Source organism: Myxococcales bacterium, from assembly GCA_022563535.1.
Lineage (GTDB): Bacteria > Myxococcota_A > UBA9160 > UBA9160 > UBA4427 > DUBZ01.
In genome coordinates, this window is the sequence record JADFNE010000005.1 from 75,837 (window position 1) to 92,859 (window position 17,023).

General features: G+C 61.2%; 15 protein-coding genes. 3 read left to right on the forward strand and 12 right to left on the reverse strand.

Translation table 11 applies throughout. The annotated features are described in order from the left end of the window. Positions 1 to 61: 61 nt before the first annotated feature. On the forward strand, positions 62 to 544 hold the full coding sequence (locus tag IH881_03075; GenBank protein MCH7866652.1) for an NUDIX hydrolase: 483 nt from the start codon (positions 62 to 64) through the stop codon (positions 542 to 544). Here IH881_03075 and IH881_03080 read toward each other — a convergent pair. The 8 genes from IH881_03080 to IH881_03115 all read right to left on the reverse strand — a co-directional run bounded on the left by IH881_03080 (position 541) and on the right by IH881_03115 (position 11,054). Beyond that, positions 541 to 2,793: a hypothetical protein gene (locus tag IH881_03080; protein MCH7866653.1), complete on the reverse strand. Its 2,253-nt coding sequence runs from the start codon at positions 2,791 to 2,793 to the stop codon at positions 541 to 543. The genes IH881_03075 and IH881_03080 overlap by 4 nt on opposite strands. Before the next feature lie 197 nt (positions 2,794 to 2,990). Then, on the reverse strand, positions 2,991 to 3,479 hold the full coding sequence (locus tag IH881_03085; protein MCH7866654.1) for a hypothetical protein: 489 nt from the start codon (positions 3,477 to 3,479) through the stop codon (positions 2,991 to 2,993). Positions 3,480 to 4,315: 836 nt separating this feature from the next. Next, complete coding sequence (gene ccsA, locus IH881_03090; protein ID MCH7866655.1) at positions 4,316 to 5,062, reverse strand: cytochrome c biogenesis protein CcsA; 747 nt, start codon at positions 5,060 to 5,062, stop codon at positions 4,316 to 4,318. 67 nt (positions 5,063 to 5,129) lie between these two features. Further along, positions 5,130 to 5,795: a heme exporter protein CcmB gene (locus tag IH881_03095; GenBank protein ID MCH7866656.1), complete on the reverse strand. Its 666-nt coding sequence runs from the start codon at positions 5,793 to 5,795 to the stop codon at positions 5,130 to 5,132. Further along, positions 5,792 to 6,520, reverse strand: a complete 729-nt coding sequence (locus tag IH881_03100) for an ABC transporter ATP-binding protein (protein ID MCH7866657.1) — start codon at positions 6,518 to 6,520, stop codon at positions 5,792 to 5,794. Before IH881_03100 ends, IH881_03095 begins: the two co-directional genes overlap by 4 nt. Beyond that, positions 6,517 to 8,418 (reverse strand): zinc ribbon domain-containing protein, encoded by a 1,902-nt coding sequence (locus IH881_03105; GenBank protein ID MCH7866658.1) that lies wholly within the window; start codon positions 8,416 to 8,418, stop codon positions 6,517 to 6,519. Before IH881_03105 ends, IH881_03100 begins: the two co-directional genes overlap by 4 nt. A gap of 56 nt (positions 8,419 to 8,474) precedes the next feature. After that, positions 8,475 to 10,445 (reverse strand): heme lyase CcmF/NrfE family subunit, encoded by a 1,971-nt coding sequence (locus IH881_03110; protein MCH7866659.1) that lies wholly within the window; start codon positions 10,443 to 10,445, stop codon positions 8,475 to 8,477. 138 nt (positions 10,446 to 10,583) lie between these two features. After that, positions 10,584 to 11,054, reverse strand: coding sequence for a cytochrome c maturation protein CcmE (locus tag IH881_03115; protein ID MCH7866660.1), 471 nt, complete (start codon positions 11,052 to 11,054; stop codon positions 10,584 to 10,586). A 330-nt stretch (positions 11,055 to 11,384) separates the two neighbouring features. Between IH881_03115 and IH881_03120 the strand changes: the two genes are divergently transcribed. Continuing rightward, entirely contained in the window at positions 11,385 to 11,978 is a 594-nt protein-coding gene (locus IH881_03120) for a YihA family ribosome biogenesis GTP-binding protein (GenBank protein MCH7866661.1), read from the forward strand. A 16-nt stretch (positions 11,979 to 11,994) separates the two neighbouring features. Here IH881_03120 and cofE read toward each other — a convergent pair whose 3' ends face one another. From cofE to IH881_03140, 4 genes are all read right to left on the reverse strand, one after another. Beyond that, positions 11,995 to 12,759, reverse strand: coding sequence for a coenzyme F420-0:L-glutamate ligase (cofE, locus tag IH881_03125; GenBank protein ID MCH7866662.1), 765 nt, complete (start codon positions 12,757 to 12,759; stop codon positions 11,995 to 11,997). Then, positions 12,756 to 13,424, reverse strand: coding sequence for a 2-phospho-L-lactate guanylyltransferase (gene cofC / locus IH881_03130; protein MCH7866663.1), 669 nt, complete (start codon positions 13,422 to 13,424; stop codon positions 12,756 to 12,758). Before cofC ends, cofE begins: the two co-directional genes overlap by 4 nt. Continuing rightward, the gene (locus IH881_03135) at positions 13,421 to 14,317 is read right to left on the reverse strand and encodes a 2-phospho-L-lactate transferase (protein ID MCH7866664.1); all 897 of its coding nucleotides are present in this window, start codon (positions 14,315 to 14,317) and stop codon (positions 13,421 to 13,423) included. Before IH881_03135 ends, cofC begins: the two co-directional genes overlap by 4 nt. Positions 14,318 to 14,452: 135 nt before the next feature. After that, positions 14,453 to 14,794: a hypothetical protein gene (locus tag IH881_03140; GenBank protein ID MCH7866665.1), complete on the reverse strand. Its 342-nt coding sequence runs from the start codon at positions 14,792 to 14,794 to the stop codon at positions 14,453 to 14,455. A 283-nt stretch (positions 14,795 to 15,077) separates the two neighbouring features. Here IH881_03140 and IH881_03145 point away from each other — a divergent pair, with 283 nt between their 5' ends. After that, a complete protein-coding gene (locus tag IH881_03145; protein ID MCH7866666.1) occupies positions 15,078 to 16,982 on the forward strand; it encodes a hypothetical protein in 1,905 nt (634 codons plus the stop codon). Positions 16,983 to 17,023: the final 41 nt, after the last annotated feature.

A 17,023-nucleotide genomic window follows, 5' to 3' on the forward strand; every position in this document is an offset into this window, starting at 1 on the left:
TTTACTCGGCGCGGTCTTTACCTACACCAAGATCGGTTGGTGGGGACTCGTCCTGCCGCGGATGCAAAAGCATCTCGTGGTGGCCCAGGCGATCGTGCACGGCGACGACGGCATCCTGCTCGCGGTGAGGCGTGATCTACAGGGGTGGGAACTCCCGGGCGGAAAGATCGAGGAAGGCGAGACCGCGGAAGCCGCAGTGTGTCGCGAAGTCCGAGAGGAGACGGGCCTCATTGTCGAAGTCGATCGATACGTGGGTGACTACGTGCGCACCGGCTTTCGACCTCATACGGCCAAGATTTTTCTGTGTCGACAAGTAGGCGGGGCGTTCCAGACCAATTGGGAAACGCTCGATCTGCGCTGGTTTCCCCTCGAGTCGCTCCCCGACACCCTCTTCGGGTGGTTTCGTGAACCCCTGCGCGACGCGTTTTCCGGCTCGGCTCCGCCACCCGTAACCAAGACCAACCGCCAGGGAGTCCGCGAAATTCTGGCGGCCGTCCAGATCGACCTGCGAATGCGCATCTCCAACAACCAGGCAGGCTCCTAAATTGAGGGCGGTTGGCCGATCGACGCGGGGTCGATTCTGTAGAGCGATAGATTTCCGTGTTGGTATGCGGGAGGATGGGCTACTCCCATTTCCGAGAGTTTGAGTTTGCACATGCGAAACTTGCGATGCGCAGACTTCGAACCGGAGTCCTTCCCCTTCAACAAAAACCAACGCACGTCGTTGCTGGTCAGGAACTGCGCGCGGTCCCGGTTCGTCCCCCGACAGAAGCCAGCGAGATCTCGCCAATTGAATCTGACCCCCGCCCCGAGTCGGCTGTTGAATAGCACTCGCTTTGTGGTGAAAGGCAGGACGCCCGCAGTCGGACCCTGAGGAATGATCCAGCTCTCCCCGTCTATTCGCCAGGTGTTCGATGGCACCAACACCCCTTCCGCATCATCGATGTGAGACTCGATGGCGCGCAAGTCGGCGAGATCGGCCGACGACACCGGCCCCCAGAAACTCTTGGCCGGATCGACGGATTCACTCTGGCCGTAAAGCAAGAAGGGGAGAATCGCGGCCAGTGCGGCGAATCCCGGGGTGATCCATGTCTTGGCGAAGAACGCTTCGACTCTCGCGCTTCGAGGGATCGCGGCAATCACCCAGCCAATGCTCGCGAGAAGGATCATCCCCTGGGCCACCAGCCCGACGTGACGGGTCGCGATTTCGCAATATTCGCGCAGGAGAACGAATTCGTATCCGCGACCTGGGGCGAGGCCTTCGCTGAAGTGTATTACCGCGATCTGTGCGAAGCCTCCAAACGACGCGCCGAGTGCGATCCCGAGCCACAAACCCATGGCCGCGCGGGCTTGCTGCGGCATGTTTTCTTGCGAATGTTTGCGCATTGAAATTCGCATTGAAATTCGCATTGAAATCAAAGCCGTGGCGACGCTGATCCCGATGGCGAGGTGCACGGCGATGCGGCCGGGGTCGCTGAATAGATCGTCGAAGAACGGGAAGCGCCAGCCCGCACCAAGCCAGCCGCGTGCGCCGTTCGCGAGAGAAAAGGCGAACAGGCGCAGCACGTCACTCCATTCTGCGTAGAGAACGGGTCGCAATTTTTCCACGACGAGTTCGTCGCTGGAGAGCAGTCCGAGTGATGCCGCCTGGTCGGGGGTCATGATGCCGAAGAGATCGAGGAACCCCTGGCCCAGTCCCCCGAGCTGTGCGCTCCACTGGGCCACGATCCACGGGTCGCCAAGGGCGATGGCAAGCGGAAGACCGACTGCGACTGCAAGGGTCTTTGCGATGGGCAATGCAACGCGCGGCGCCGGCACAGGTGTCGCTGCAGCGCGAGAGAAGCCCCGCGAAATGAGCAACACCGGAACGACGAACACCGCCAATTGCACCACGAGGACTGCATTCAATGCGAGCAGCAACAGCGCTGTGGCGGGAAGCATCGCCCATGAGAGCCAGCGCAGAGTCGGGCTCTGCAGAGCCCCGCCGGCTACGAACAAGAGGTACGGGAACATCAGGGCTGCACCCGAAGCAAAGCGCGGTGTGCCACCGAGATCGTATTCCGGGTAGATCATGCGACTGACCGCAAAGCTGTAGAACAGCAGGGCGCCGATCAGCAGCGCCGCGAGGATTCGGCTTCGACCTGGCTCTACGCCGTCGCGGCTGGCCTGCGCCCGGATCAGTTCCGCGAAGACCATGCACGGGAGAAATGCCTGAAGGAACGGCATGAGTTTGATCCAGGGCCCGAGCGGTCCGATTGCGCCAGCTGCGCTCCACTGGGCTGCCAGCAGGTGAAACGCTTTGGGGTAGAGGGCCAGAATGCGGGTGCCCCGCTCGACGAGTGGCAGATGGTTGGCGTCGAGAATCTGTGCGGTCCAGTAGATGTGTTGATGGGTGTCGAGGCCCAGCGCTCCGAGGTGCGACGACGAAGAGTAGACGAGGGCAACCTTCAACACGGCGGCGCTGCCTCCGAGCGCGAGCATCAACCCCTCGCGATCGATGCCGGGTCCGAAAAAGGATTCGTGTTCGCTTCGTCTCGCGGCAATTGCCAGGGCGACTGCTGTGCCCGTCCAGATCAAGACTCCAATGGGCAGCGAGTGGCCGACGAGTTGTTCGAGTCCGGCGTTCAGTGGCAAAATCAGATAGCCCGCAAACCACAGGAGCATCTGGGCGGCGTACACCGACGTGAAGGGCAGGGAGGAAAGCGGACGTGGGTGAAAGCGGCGAAGCAACAGGCTTCCCAGCAGCAGATGAACACCACCCGCAAGCGCAACCGAAAGTGCAAAGGGCGACAAGTAGCTAGGCCTCTCCCAGTTCGTTGACTGAGCCTACTGGGTTCTCAGACACAGAAAAGCCCCCGTCGGGGCCGTTCCCGACAAGGGCTTTCTCTATTCCAGTCTCGGTCCAGCAGTTCCTTGGGAAAAATGATGGTGGATCCTGGATAGTACTACTTGTATGTCAGCGGCCCTTCCTGTCTGGCCGCCACAACTGTCTAGCGCCGCTGCTCTCGCAGTCCGCTGGCCTCCCACTCCTTACTGAGTTGCGCGAGCTTGCGTGAAAATTCGTCGAAGGAATCGTCGAAGGACAAAATGATTTCGGTGGTGCGTGGAATATCGTCGCCGTTGAGGAGTCCGCGATATCGATTCAGGTTGGCCAAGATGGCTTCAGCAACTTTGAGGGCGCGCTTTTCGGTCTTGATCAGGGGAGACTGCAGGGTGTAGACGTTGTTGCGACCCCAGAGGCTTTCGTCGCGCACGATCCCGATCTCGCGGTAGACGCCGTTGATCGGATCGAAGTTGTACTCGACGCGAACCTCTTTGAAGATGTCGGAGTTGCCCGTATAGAAGCCGCGTTCTTTTTCGACTTTGCCGAGTTGACGGCAACGGGGGCAGTAAAACGTATCACCGTGATTGAGCAGGAAGACACCCTTTGCGTAGTCTTCGCAATCGGTGTTCTCGCAATAACCTACACCGCGTTTCATGCTTGCCATCCTATGTTGGCCCTCTCCTGGCCCTGGGGTTTTTGGTGGCGCAAGGTGCTTTGTTCGCTCTGTTGGCTAAATCCGCTCTGTGCTCGGGGCCGCATCAGTCTACTCTGCATGGTCCTTCCCGGGCAGTTGGAGGGAATGGAGAGCAAGCTGTGTGCCAATTGGCAATGGAATCTATGAACCCTTCGCACCAGTGCCGAGTTGGGAGTTGAGTTGCCAATGAGTTGCGCATAGAGATTTCTGTTGCGGCAGTACTTTTGACCCCTCATCTCGGCACATTTGACGACCTAAACACTTCCTCCCCGGCTGCTGTGCAACCTTGATCACCCTCGCGATTGACCCATCGCGGCACCAGTGCCAAATCCTGCCTCGCGATCGCTCTGATCGCGGTGCTGCCCCTTTCGGCGTTCGTCTCGATTTGCTGCGTGCTGAGCTGCGAGACTTCAGCTTTGCTTTCTTGCCTTGCTCCGCTTGTTCATGGTTGCGCACGGCAGATCAGCTGGATTGATGTCGACGACAGTGGTGCAGCTGTTGGTGTGGCCCGTGGTGCTCTTGTCGGGAGCGCCTCGAACCGCGGAACTCAGCTCTCCTTGGAGAAAGAGAAAGCCTGGGGGGAAATCTGGGTCACTGTAAGTGACGAGTCGAGCTTCCGGTCTCCTTCCGGTTGACTTCCGGAATTTGGCTCTATCAGCTTATACCTGCCTACCCTGCCTACTGTCAACCGCTATTTGATTTTCGACTCTTAGACAGGGAGTTGCACTCTCGAAGCAGGCTGATTCCGTAGAGAACGAGCGGCAAAATGGTGACGGTATAGGCTGCGATCAGGTAGTTCACGACGCCTCCTCACCTGCGGCCAGGCCCTCGGCTTTGTCCCATGCGGCCCGGGTGCGCAGGCTTTCGACCTCCCAGCGAAGCAACACCAGATAAGCAAAGACGAAGAACAGCGCGAGGTTGCCCATCAGGAAGGGCAGACCCATGCCACTGCCGAGACTCCCTTGCTCGAGGTTTTCGGGGTGGATGGAGCGGTTGTCGAAAATTTCAATGATGTAGTAATTCAGCGGGATCAACACGACTCCCACGATCCCGTAGACCGCCGCAAAGCGCGCAGTTCTGGTGCCGCTCCCGCTAAAACTCCGCAGAAGCATGTAGGCCAGATAGATGAACCAGAGGAGCAGCGTTACGGTAAGCCTGGGATCCCAGGACCACCATTTACCCCACGTGCCCTTGGCCCAGATGGGTCCGGTCACGAGCATCAGGGTGCAAAAAAATACCCCGACCTCGGTGGCCGCGATCGCCATGCGGTCAAAGTCTTCTCGATCCGTCCACAGGTAGAGCGCCCCACCGATCGCTGTGATGATGAAGCCCAGATAGGCGCCATAGGCCAGGGGGGGGTGGACGTAGAGAATCTTTTGGATGATGCCCTGCACGCTGTCGATCGGGGCCTGAACAACGGTCCATGCGTAAACCGCGAGCAGCAAAGCCAGCGGGCCGCCGAGCCAACCTCGAAGTCGAGCCACACCCAGCTCGAGGTTGGACCGCTGCGTCGTGGACTGCTCCTGGCTCGTCGGATCGTTCATGAACAACCTCTGTTTTTCCTGACTTGCTTCGTATGCGCCGATCGCACGGGTTGACGAACTTTGGTTTTCACTCGTCGAGGATGTATTCGAAACCCAGAAACGAGACGACCAGATATATACCGTCGATTACCAGCAGCAGCTGAACGACTTCGAATGAAACGTTGCCCTCGACGATCAGCGAGTGGGTCCCCGCCACGACACCGGCCAGCACCGGGAACAATGCCGGAAGTAGCAGGATCGGCAACAGCACCTCGCGCAGCCGAGTTCGCACACTCATCGCGGAAAACAGCGTGCCCGCGGTGCAGATTCCAAAGCTCCCCAGGGCGACAATGCCCGCCAGTTCGGGGGCGATTCCGAGCAAGTTGAGATCGAAGGCCAGGGCGAATGCAAAGGCCGTCGCGATCTGCACGATTCCGATCAGGCAGAAGTTTGCGAGCGCCTTGCCGACAAAGATCCAGCCTCGCTCGCCTGGAGCCAATGCGAGCCCGGACAGGGCGTCGTTTTCCAGCTCGAGGGCAAAGGATCGGTTGAGTCCGATGTTCGCCGCAAAGACATAGGCCACCCACAGGAGCCCGGCCGCGTTTTCCTCGACACCGGCCCGGGTGCCACTTGGCAGGGCGAAGTGAAAGACCACGACCACGAGCAAGGAGAAGAGCAACATCGCGATCACTCGGTCGCGAGAACGCCATTCGGTGAGCAGGTCCTTCCAGAGGATGGCGAGCGCAACGTTCATGCACCGATTCCTCCCGCTTGTGCTGGACCGAGCACACTGGCTTCGAGATTCTCCGGGGTGATCTCCGCGCCGCTGGCCCGGAAGGCGACTTTGCCGCGAATCAGGGTGTCGACCCGGTCAGCCAGCTCTGCCGCCCGGCGCAGATCATGGGTGATCAGCACGAGTGCCCGGGACTGACTGCGCAGGGTATCGAGTCGAGCCGCCAGGCGATCGGCCGCTCGCCGGTCGAGCCCCGTGAAGGGTTCGTCCAGCAGGATGATCTGCGGATCGTGAATACACGCCCGGGCAATCGCGAGTCGCTGCGCCATCCCGCGCGAAAATGTTCCGACCCGAACCTCGGCCACTTCGAAGAGCCCCTCGGCTTCGAGCAGGGCATCCGCGCGCTCCCGCGCCCCGGTGACTCCATAGAGTTTCGCCGCAAACAGCAGATTCTCTCGGGCGCTCAATTCCGAATAGAGCAGCGTCGCGTGCCCGACATAACCGATGACCGACCGCGCCTTGCGGGGCTCGACTTCATTCCCCGTGCTTTCGACGAGTTTGACTTCGCCGCCGCTGGGCCGGGACAGCCCGGCGAGTATGCGCAGCAGCGTGGTCTTGCCCGCGCCATTGGGTCCGAGAATGGCGTGAATGGTTCCGCGACCCACTTCGAGATCGACTCCGCGCAAAGCGGCCAGGGCACCGAAGCGCTTGACCAATCCTCGGGCGCGTAGCGCCGCTTCGCTCACCCGTTTGCTTTCACGGCAGCTTCCGCCCCGCCGTCGGTGTCTCGAGAAGCCCCGCACTTCGGGCAGAACTTCCAGCCGATGTTCAGCGTGCTGCCACAGTGTTGGCAACTCTCGCTGTGCGCGGGTTCGGCCGGATCTCGCGTACTGCTCGATTGGGGAGCCGTCGTCCCGGCAGCCGGGGCCGATTGCTTCGCGTCGCGTTCCTGTTGCAGCAACTCGAGCGCGCGCGCGCGCAGTTCGCTGCGCATGGTCTGGTATGAGGCCTCTTCGATCTTCGAGGTTTCGAAGTCGTGTTCCAGGTCGCGAATCGCTCCGTAGATCAGGTCGCGTTCAGTGCGAATCTGCGCTCGTTCATACTGGTCGGCACGTGATCGTCTACCCTGGACCAGGGGCGACACGATGAACCAGACGCCGAGAGCGGCCAGGGCGCTGGTGGCCAACAGGTTGGTATTGCGACCCCCGGAACCGCGATTGATCAATTCCATGTCGAGCGACACGACTTCACCCTCATCGATCGAGAACGCTTCCCGGTGTAAGTAGATCCGCGTGCCCTGGCGAAACGGGCGAAGTCGATGAAGGCGTTCAGTCTTGACGACGATTCCGGTATCCGCGATCAGCACGTTCAATACTTTGACGGCGCCCGGCAGACGTATGTCGATCCGTGGCTTGCCGTCGACGACCGGCAGACGGTAGGAAAACCCCAATCGCGCTTCACCTGGAGACAACGGGCCGATCAATCCTAGACCGCCGGGAATGGGCAGCAAACCCAGGTTTTGCGCTTCTTCGCTGTAGCCGCGCAATTCGGCGTTGGGGGGCAACGCAAAGCTGAGCAACGGAGCTTCTATGCTGCCGGTGAGGTGAGCGCCGGGTGCCACCTCGAGATGAAGTTCGAAATTGACCTGCAGGAAGGTGTCGTCGGCGTCCAACCAGTAGTCGGCGCGGGGAAATGAAATCGCGCTTCGGTCGTTTGACATGTTCGGCAGCGATACGGCCACTGCGAAGCTGCTGCCCGCCGAGACCGGTCCGAGGGAGAGCGCGTGAAAGGACCGTTCGCCCAGGGTTACATCCGCACCGGTCGCAACCCCTGGGATCGTTAGCGTCGGGCCGTCGGGCGGGTACAAGATACTCGCGCGGCGACTCCCCGAATCGAGTTTCCAGCGGAGCTTCATCTCCTCCCCCGCATCTCGCACGATGGGGACCAGATAGCGAAAGCGCAGCTCGAGTCCGTCGGCGTAGATCGGGCCCCAGAAGATCAACTCGTCAGCGTGCAACTCGTAGCCGTCGGCGACTCCGCTGAGGCTGGTGTCGATTTGTTCCGCGCCCGCCGGAAGTGTGACGCGAAACGGCGGTTGCTTGCCGCTGCGGTTTTCGGGCGCGACAAAGATCACCTCGTCGCCAGAATTTTCGAGTTGGTGAACTTCTTCGATTCCGAGACTCGCACCGATCCACTCGACTCGCAGGGACGATTCTCCGACGGAGACTCGCGAGGAATCATCGCTCGGTTCGTCGACGTCGATCACCAGGACAATTTCGTTCTGGCCGGGGTCGAACGCGACCCGCTTGCCGTAGGGAATGCCGCCATAGTTGGCGCCCACCAGGTAGGTGATCCCCGATGCACTCGATAGATCGGCAAAGCTGAACGTCCCAGAACGATCCGTCAGGGTGGTGCGTATCCCCGGACTGCCGTCTGCGGCGAGGGAGTAGAGCACGATGGTAGAACCCTCGGTCTTCTCGTTGCCGCCGGGATGCAGCAACTGGCCGTAGATCACCGCGGTTCCGGGCGGGACGTCGGAGACCCCGCTCGCATTGCCGAGAGACTCATGCGGAGCCTGGGCCGCACTGGTACCGACCCAAATGATCGGAACAAGGAGCAGCACCAGCGGCGACACCAGCACCAACAACGAGGCTCTGCAGTGACGAACGGACCGGTTGCCCGTGGCTGGGTTTCGCAAACTCAGGGCTGTTTCCCCGGACGGATGATCTCAGGATGGGGCCACATAATGGCGATCGATCCCGCGATCGCAATCGCGGCCCCGATCCACAACCAGTTGACCAGTGGGTTGCGATGAATCTTGAAGGTCGCCGAACCGTCGGGTTCGACTTCGTTGAGCACCAGATAAAGATCTTCGAGCCAGGTCGAATAGATGGCGGGAAGCGAGGAGGGCTGCTGTTCGAGCCAGTACAGCCGCTTCTCCGGCAGCATCGTCGCCACGGGTTTGCCCCGGTGATAGAGCGCGACCCGGGCGGTGGCCCCTCCGTAGTTCTGTTCCAGGATGGCGTTGGCCGTGAGGTAGCGAAGTTCGAACTGGTCGAGTTTGACCGACTCCCCGGGTTTGAGGTTTTCGAGGCGCTCCTGGTTGAACGCCGCGCCCGAGACCGCAATGAACATCAACACGATGCCCAGATGCACGATGTAGCCGCCGTAGCGTCGCTGGTTTCGCTGCAACAAGGTAAAGAACGCCCGTACGGGGTTCTCTCCCCGCTTTCGCATGCGAGCGCCGATCGCGCGGTGGTACTCCTGGGTGATTGTCGCGATGACAAACGCGGAGAGGGTCCAACAACCGATCGCCCAGACCGTCGCAGTGCTCCAGAACGTCGCCGCCAGGACCACGCCGACCACCACGCCGAACACCGCCGGGCCGACGAACTGGCGGCGGACACTGGCGACGGTGGCCCGTCGCCAGGCAATCAAGGGACCCACTCCCGTCAGGAAGAGCAGGAACAGGGTGAGCCAGCCTTCGAGAGAATTGAAGAACGCCGGACCGACGGTGGTCCGGTTGCCGCTCAGGGCTTCGGAAATCACCGGCAGCAGCGTGCCCCAGAATACGACGACGAGAATGGCCATGAACACCCAATTGTTCATCATGAAGCCCGCTTCGCGGGAGACCATCGACTCGAGTTTGTGTTGGCTCTTGAGTTGGGGTAGACGGTACAAGAGCATGCCGAAATAGAGCGTCGCCGTGACCACGACGAAGGAGAAGAAGATTGGCGTGAACAGACCGTTGTTCGTGAAGGCGTGAACCGACTGCACGATCCCACTTCGCGTCAGGAAGGTGCCGAACACGCAAAGCAGGTAGGTGATTCCGATCAACACCAGGTTCCAGGTCTTCAGCATGTCGCGCTTTTCCTGGATCATCACCGAATGCAGATAGGCGGTGCCGGCGAGCCAGGGCATCAAGGCTGCGTTCTCGACCGGATCCCAGCCCCAGTACCCGCCCCAGCCGAGGATCTCGTAGGCCCAACGACCCCCGAGAACCAGGCCACCGCCCAGGCATGTCCAGGCGAACAGGGTCCAACGGCGCGTCGTCTGAAACCATTGGGTGCCGAGTTCCCCGGTCACGAGATTTGCAAACGCGAAGGCGTAGGGGACGATGAAACCGGTGAAGCCCGCGTAGAGGACCACCGGGTGAATCGACATCAGCGGATGCTGGAGCAGCGGGTTCAGGCCATTGCCGTCCGAGCGCACATCGAGGGGGCCTACGCGATCAAAGGGCAGGGAGACGAAGCTGCATAGGCTCAAAAAGAAAATCAGATTGACCAGGATGCACATCACCACCCAGGGCATCAGGGTTCGATTGTCGTGCCGGTTCAAGAACACCGCCGCCGCGCCGTAGAGTGCGACCATCCAACCCCAGAGCAGCAGCGATCCGGCTTGCCCACCCCAGAGCGCCGCCAAACGAGAATTCAGTGACATCGCCCGGGCGGAGTGTTGGGCGACGTAGGCGAGGCTGAAATCGTTGGTCGCCAGGGCGTAGAACAACGCCAGCATGGCAACGGTGATTGCGCCGAACACCACGTAGAGCGATCGCTCGGCTACCTGGGTCCACTCATCGCGCTTGTTCAAACCGGCGGCCACACTGACGATGCAGCCGAGAATCGCTATGAGCCAGCCGAAGGTCAGCGCTTGTTGGCCGATGTCTGCCATGTGGGGCTCCCAGATCCTGCTTCGTTGAGGCGACTCGAGTGTGGCTGGCTGGTTTGCAATCTGCGCCCGCGCCGTGTCGGAGACAATGTGTGACCGCGGGACGTGGACGCGGGTGATCGAGGAGGCGAATGGCTGAGGCTAGAGGCTCGTCGCATCCTTTTGCGGCATTTCCGCGTTGGCCTCGAACTTCGAGGGACATTTGGCGAGAACGTTGTCGGCCATGAACACGCGATCGGTTCCGTTGATCGCGAGGGTTCCCTCGACCACGACGTCGGCACCGTCCTGAAAAAGATCAGGTGTCTCGAGCCCCTGAAACAGCACAGCGAGGGTCGCCACTGAGGGGCCGCTCTTGTGGGGTGGGTCGTTCTGGACCTCGAACGTCACCTGCTTGGCCTCGAGGTCGCGGTCGATGCTGCCCGGGGCCACATAGCCGTGCACCCGCAGCGCTTTGCCCACTGAATCCTCGGCAAGCGCACTGCTGGCGAGAAACTCATCCAGGGTCTGGAAGTACTGGAAAGTCGGCGAGCCCTCGAGGTTCGAATACCCGTACCAGCCCAGGAGACTGAAAATGATCGTTGCGCCGACTGCGAGTTGAACGCCCTTGGACATGTTTTCCTGTGCTCCGACTGCTTCCGACGAAGGCGATCCGGTTCTTGACGCCGAGCCACCTGGCGCGTGTTGGGGGCCGTGGAGCCTATCATCGGGGTATTCTGGTGTCAAAGGGGAGAATAAAATTTTCCGTTCAATTTCAGTATGTTGCGGCGGCATTCGCCTGGGTTCCTCGGGCGGGGCTGCATTCGAAGCCCGGGCGTCTGGAGAGGGTATGCCGGGATTCGCTGACGCGGTCTCGAACACCGGAATCGATCGTGCGCTCGCACAACTCGCTAGTGTGCTCCCCGACCTGGAGTCGCGGATCGGCTCGCAGTTGGAGGGTTGCGGGTGAAGATTCATAGGGCCGAACTGATCATCTCGTGCGCCAACGTGTCTCAGTTCCCCGCGACGGGGCTTCCCGAGGTGGCTTTTCTGGGGCGTTCGAACGTGGGCAAGTCGAGCCTCCTCAACTCCCTGGTTCAGCGCAAAAAACTCGCCCGCACGAGCAGCACTCCTGGAAAGACGCGCTTGATCCACTTCTTTCATGTCCAATACGGAAAGGCCGAAGTGGTCCTGGTCGATCTGCCCGGCTACGGATGGGCCAAAGTGCCGCGCAAGGAAAGCGACAGTTGGCAGCGGTTGGTGGAAAGCTATCTCGGAGAACGCCCGGAGTTGCGCGCGGCGATGTTGCTTCAGGATTTGCGCCGCGACATTTCCGAAGACGAAACCCTGTTGCTGGAATGGTTGGCAGAGCGCGATGTTCCCTCGCTCATGGTACTGACCAAGGTCGACAAACTGAAGCCAATGAAGCGCAGGGCTCGGATCGCCGCACTCGCAAAGGAAGTGCACGACTTCACCCAGGCGGTAGTGCCGACTTCTTCGCACAGCGGCGACGGCATCGACATATTATGGCGACAGATCTACGACATGATCCAGCGCTGATCGCCATCAGTCCGCTTCAGCGAAACAGGTCTTGTGAAGGAAGGCGCAGAAGGTCGCGGGTCTTGCCCGACCCCGATACGATGATGCCCTCGACGAACACGGCGGGGATGCCCGAGTCCTTGACCATCAAGATGCCCGCGCCCGCGGCGATTTGATCGACCAGCGCAGTGGTCGTCGACTGAAGCTCGCGGCCCTCGAGGTCGAGACTGCCTCGGTGATCGATGATCGGCGCCATGCCGGCGCTTCCGATCGCGACGTCCACCAACCCCTCGCGCCACGGTCGGCCGAAGGTGTCGGTCACAACGACTCCGAGTTGTTCACTCCCGCGAGCGACCAGCGCTCGATGCAGTGCAGCGGCCGAAGCATCGCTGTCCAAGGGCAGCAGTACCGCGATGTCGTCTCCCAGTGAATTCGAGAGGTCGACTCCGGCGTTGGCACAAACGAAGCCGTGGTGGGTTTCGCTGATCATGATGCCGTGACCGCGTCGTACAATGCGGGCTGTTTCGCGCAATACGACCTCGACGTGACGCGGGTCTTTGTCGTCTTCTTTTGCAATCGTCTTGGCTTGTTCGCTCGGCTCCACGTCGTTCAGGTCGACCAGTCGGTCTTCGGCTTTCGATACGATTTTTTGACACAACACGAGGATGCCCCGGCTCAAGACCACGCCCGAGCGTTCGGCGGCAGCGGCCAGGATCCCGGGCAGATCGTCGCCGGGCGAAATTTTTCCGATTCCCCGCAGTGCAATGAAGCGCAGTCCGTCGTCGCTGATTTCACACGTCACTGCGCTCTACCTCGACCCCAGCCGAGGGCGTTGAAAATGTCGCGGGTCTGTTTGCCACCCCCGGTCTGGGCCATAAAGTCGTCGACATCTTCGGGCCGATCCAGATCGATCCAGAGAGACGGAAGGGAGAGTTCGCGGTACGGGATCCCGCGTTGTTTGGCTTGTTCGCGATGGGCTCGACAGCTCTGCGGACCAAAGCAAGAGGGGATCACGTCGGCTGGGGTGCGCAGAAGCGCTGCCGTGCCGCCATCGCGCGATGGTGCGAGCACGACCTGGCCACTGGTTGCCGGCGGATCCAGTTGTTGATCCTGCTGTTGATACAGACGCTCGAGTTCTTCGGGTAGCGCCCCCGCAACGTCGCCCAGAATCACCAGCGAACTTTCTCCAGCTGCGGCGAACTCGCGGGTGGCGGCGTCGATCGACTCGTTCAATCCCGGATCCGTGCGCAACAGCACGATTGCCCCCGCGGCGCGCGCGCATTCCGCAACCGATTCATCGGGGGTCACGACCGCGGTCCGATCAACGGACGGCGTTTCCTGTAGCGCCTGCACGATATCCCTCAACATGGCGAGACATAGATGCTCGAGATCGCTGCGTCCGAGTCGCGACGAAAGCCGCGTCTTTCCCAGGGAGAGATGTTTGACCGGAATGATCGCGAGACTCATCGCAAACTCAGTGCCAGTTCGAGAGCAGTCGCGGCCAGCTGCGTCGAAATGTCGAGATCGGTCATCAACGTCTGTGTCGAGACCGCGCGCATTCCCAGTTCTTCTATGTCTGCGAGTTGGGCCGCATCCACTCGATCGAAGACGAACCCTTGTGCGAGGTCTCGATACAGCCCGGCCACACCCAATGCAGAGACCTCGCAGCCGATGGCGCGAAGCAAGTGGTCCGCTGGCCCCTTTACCGGAGCGCCGCCGATGATCGGTGAGATTGCAACGACCGGAGCGCCCGAGTTGACAATGGCTTCGCGGATTCCTGGCACGGCCAGGATCGGTCCGATAGACACCACCGGATTGCTCGGGCAAATGATCACGATCTCAGCAGTCGCGATGGCAGCGAGAACTCCGGGTGCAGGGGTGGCGGCGCGCGCCGCGTCGAGATGGACCGCGCGAACGTTCGCGGGAGATTTTTCTCGCACAAGATACTCTTCAAAGTGTAGACTGCGCCCGTCGTTCAATTCGACCAGGGTGGGGGCTGGGTCTTCGCTCATGGGAAGAATGCTGCAGCTCAGGCCGTGGGTTCGGCGCAGGCTTTCACTCAGCTGCGCAAGTCCATCGCCCGCGCGCATGCGCAGGGTACGGTGCAGGCAATGGGCAAAGTCGCGATCTCCGAGTCGGAACCAGGTTTCGTGTCCGAGGGTTCCGAGTTCTTCCATCAACGAAAAGGTGTCCCCGGCGAGTCCGAAGCCTTTGCCAGGGTCTACCGCGCCAGCGAGGGTGTAGGTCACGATGTCCAGGTCGGGGGCGACGTACACGCCATAGAACTCGCGATCGTCTCCAGTGTTCACGATCGTCGTGAGTTTCGCGGGGTCGGTCGCGCGAACCAGCCCACGCAACATTCGCGCCGCGCCGACGCCACCGGCCAGTGCCGCGACCCGGCCAGAGAACACGCGAACGGGTTCGATGTTGGTGTCGTCGGGGCTGGCCTTGTCAGCGTTCTGGGGGGGCACGGCTGATCCTGATCTCGCTCTTTACTAAGGTGAAGTGTTCGGGGTGTTGTTGTGGGTGTTGTTGAGGGTGCTGTTGGGTTCGAGTTTTACGAGCGCGGTCGTTAGTTGCGTCAGACGCTTTGCGATTGCGACCATGCGGTCCGCGTTGTCGTCGCGATGTTCGGTGTCCAGATGGGTCTCACTCACGAGATTCATCAGCAGTGCCCGCTGTTCATCGATTTCGGCGCGCAGCCCCGTCATTGTAGCGGGAAGTGGGGACGAATCCTTCGCGTCGAGACTCGCGCACCCCAGGCTGCAGAACCCGATACCGCTGAGCCCTGCGGCCAGCACGAGCAGTCCCAGGAGATGGATTGGGTTGTGAAACATTGCGGCGAGTTTTCTCGACGTCTGGTTTGCAGTCAAGAGCTGAGGAAGTTTCGTGTGCGTGTGTTGGCGTGCGCGGTGGCCATGAATTCTCACGGGGGTCTGCGGTGTTCTGCGAGGCTCTGGGAATCGGTAGGCCGCGCGGGTAGATGGACCGACGCGCACAGAATACGCAACTGGGCACGGCTCTTGCTTTTGAAACCCGATCGAAACCCGATCGAAACCCGACGTGGATGAGGGCATCCGCGCTGGGCACGCTGAGAAGAGGGGGAGGAGTCGGACCGCGGTGGATACGTGTGAATCGAGTTACGAAAGAATTCCATTTTCCGGGGCAGGTCTCGAGCAGAGTTCTGCAAGGTGGCGAGGCGGAATCATCTGCACGATCGCGCTTGCGGCGTTCGCTTCGCTGGTATCCGCATCTCGGGTCAGCGCCCTGGTAGAGCCTGGCTTGGTCGGCGATTGGAACCTGGGCATGGCCGTGCAGGGGCAAATGGAACCCCGAAAGCCTGCGGAGGCGAGGGTCATCTGGCGTCGAAGTGACGACTTCAGTGGCCGGGGCGATGCGGGGTACGTCGCGGTCGCCGCAGATTCGAGCCGAGGTTGGTTGGCCGTCGGGGGCGAAGCTGGTCTTTCGGTCGGCCGCCCACTTCGCGACCTGCGCGCCCGGTCACTCGCGATGAAGGGAGTTCGCGACCTACGCTTCGGGGCCGGTGGCGAGTTGTACATCGCCACGACTCGAGGGTTCTGGGTTCTCCCAGCCCTTTCTTCGTCAGCCTTTGATGCTGGGAAAGTCAATCATCTTCAAGAATTCAGCCCTGGGAGGGGAGAGGGTTCGCGTCGGGTAAATCGGGTTGCGACGGGACCGGACTTCGTCGCACTGGCGACCGACGACGGTGTGTTCGTTTCGAGCCCTTGGAAAGCGAGCCACGACAACCCGGCACAAGCGCCGCGCCTGAAGTGGACACGCCTCAACGCAGGCTTTCCTAACGGTCCCGTCTCTCTTGTAGCGGTTGAGCAAAAAGAGGATGCGACCTACTTGTGGACTGTGGTGGGTCCCGCGCTGTGGCGGATCCGTCTATCTACCAAGAGCACTACCAAGAGCACTACCAAGAGCACTACCAAGAGCACTACCAAGAGCGGTACTACGACCGCTACTATGGTCGCGGTTTCTGATCTTCGGGAAGTGGTTGTGCCCGGTCGAGTCCATGGCGAACTCCCGGTGGATCTCGTGGCAGACCTTCCCGCCGAAGGTGTTGCACTCGTTTATGCCGACTCGATCTTTTTTCGCAACCGCGATGTGTCCTCGGGGCGTCACGCGTGGGAGGTCGTGCGCCCAGTTCTGCCGCCGGGTAGTTCAATTGCGCGACTCGGACACTGGCGCGGACGCTATTGGCTGACGACTGATCGCGGGATTTTGCTTTCGCACTCTCTGGCTGGTCCCTGGCGAAGGGCCGAGCCGCCGGCGGGGCGCGCGTCCGCCCAAGCTGCAGCCGTCCTGGGCAGCCGCCTCTATGTTGCGAGCGCCGGGGGGTTGCTCTATGCCGAGCCGCTTCACGGCACCGCGGTTCGTGCGACGCGAACCCGAACGACGCGAGCGCCGTCCATCGTCGCCGTCCATCGCATCGCTCTTCGCCACCAGGGTCTCGAGCCCCGGGTCTTCAAGGATGCCTGGCGCGGAGTTCGGCGGCGGGGGTGGTTGCCTGCCGTCGGGCTGCGCCTGGGAGTAGATCTCGACACCGGGCGCAGCTCCGACGACGACGAGGTCTTCGTATCCGGCGACTACCACCTGCTGCGCGACAAAGACGAAGACCGAAGCCTCGATCTCGGCGCTTCGATCACAATGACTTGGGACTTTCGAGATCTCGCCTACGAACCCGACCAGATCGATCTTTCCCGAGAGTCGCGTCTCGTGATCGGGTTGCGCGACGATGTGCTCGATGAGATCAATCAACTCTACTTCGAACGGCTGGCGATCCTGGGCGATCTCGCAGCACTGCGTGAAGGATCCGAGGGTGAGTCCGATTCGAGTGGCACCGACACCGCCGACGACTCCAAAGATCTCTCCGATCCATACGCCGCAGCCCAACTCATCGTCACCCTCGAGTTGCGTCTCGAAGAACTGACCGCCGGGCTCGACGCCTGGACGGGAGGTTGGTTCGGCAAACAACTCGAGTCATCCGTGTCTTACTGAATCTGAAGTTCAGCGTGTCCCGACCACCGACCCCGATCTGA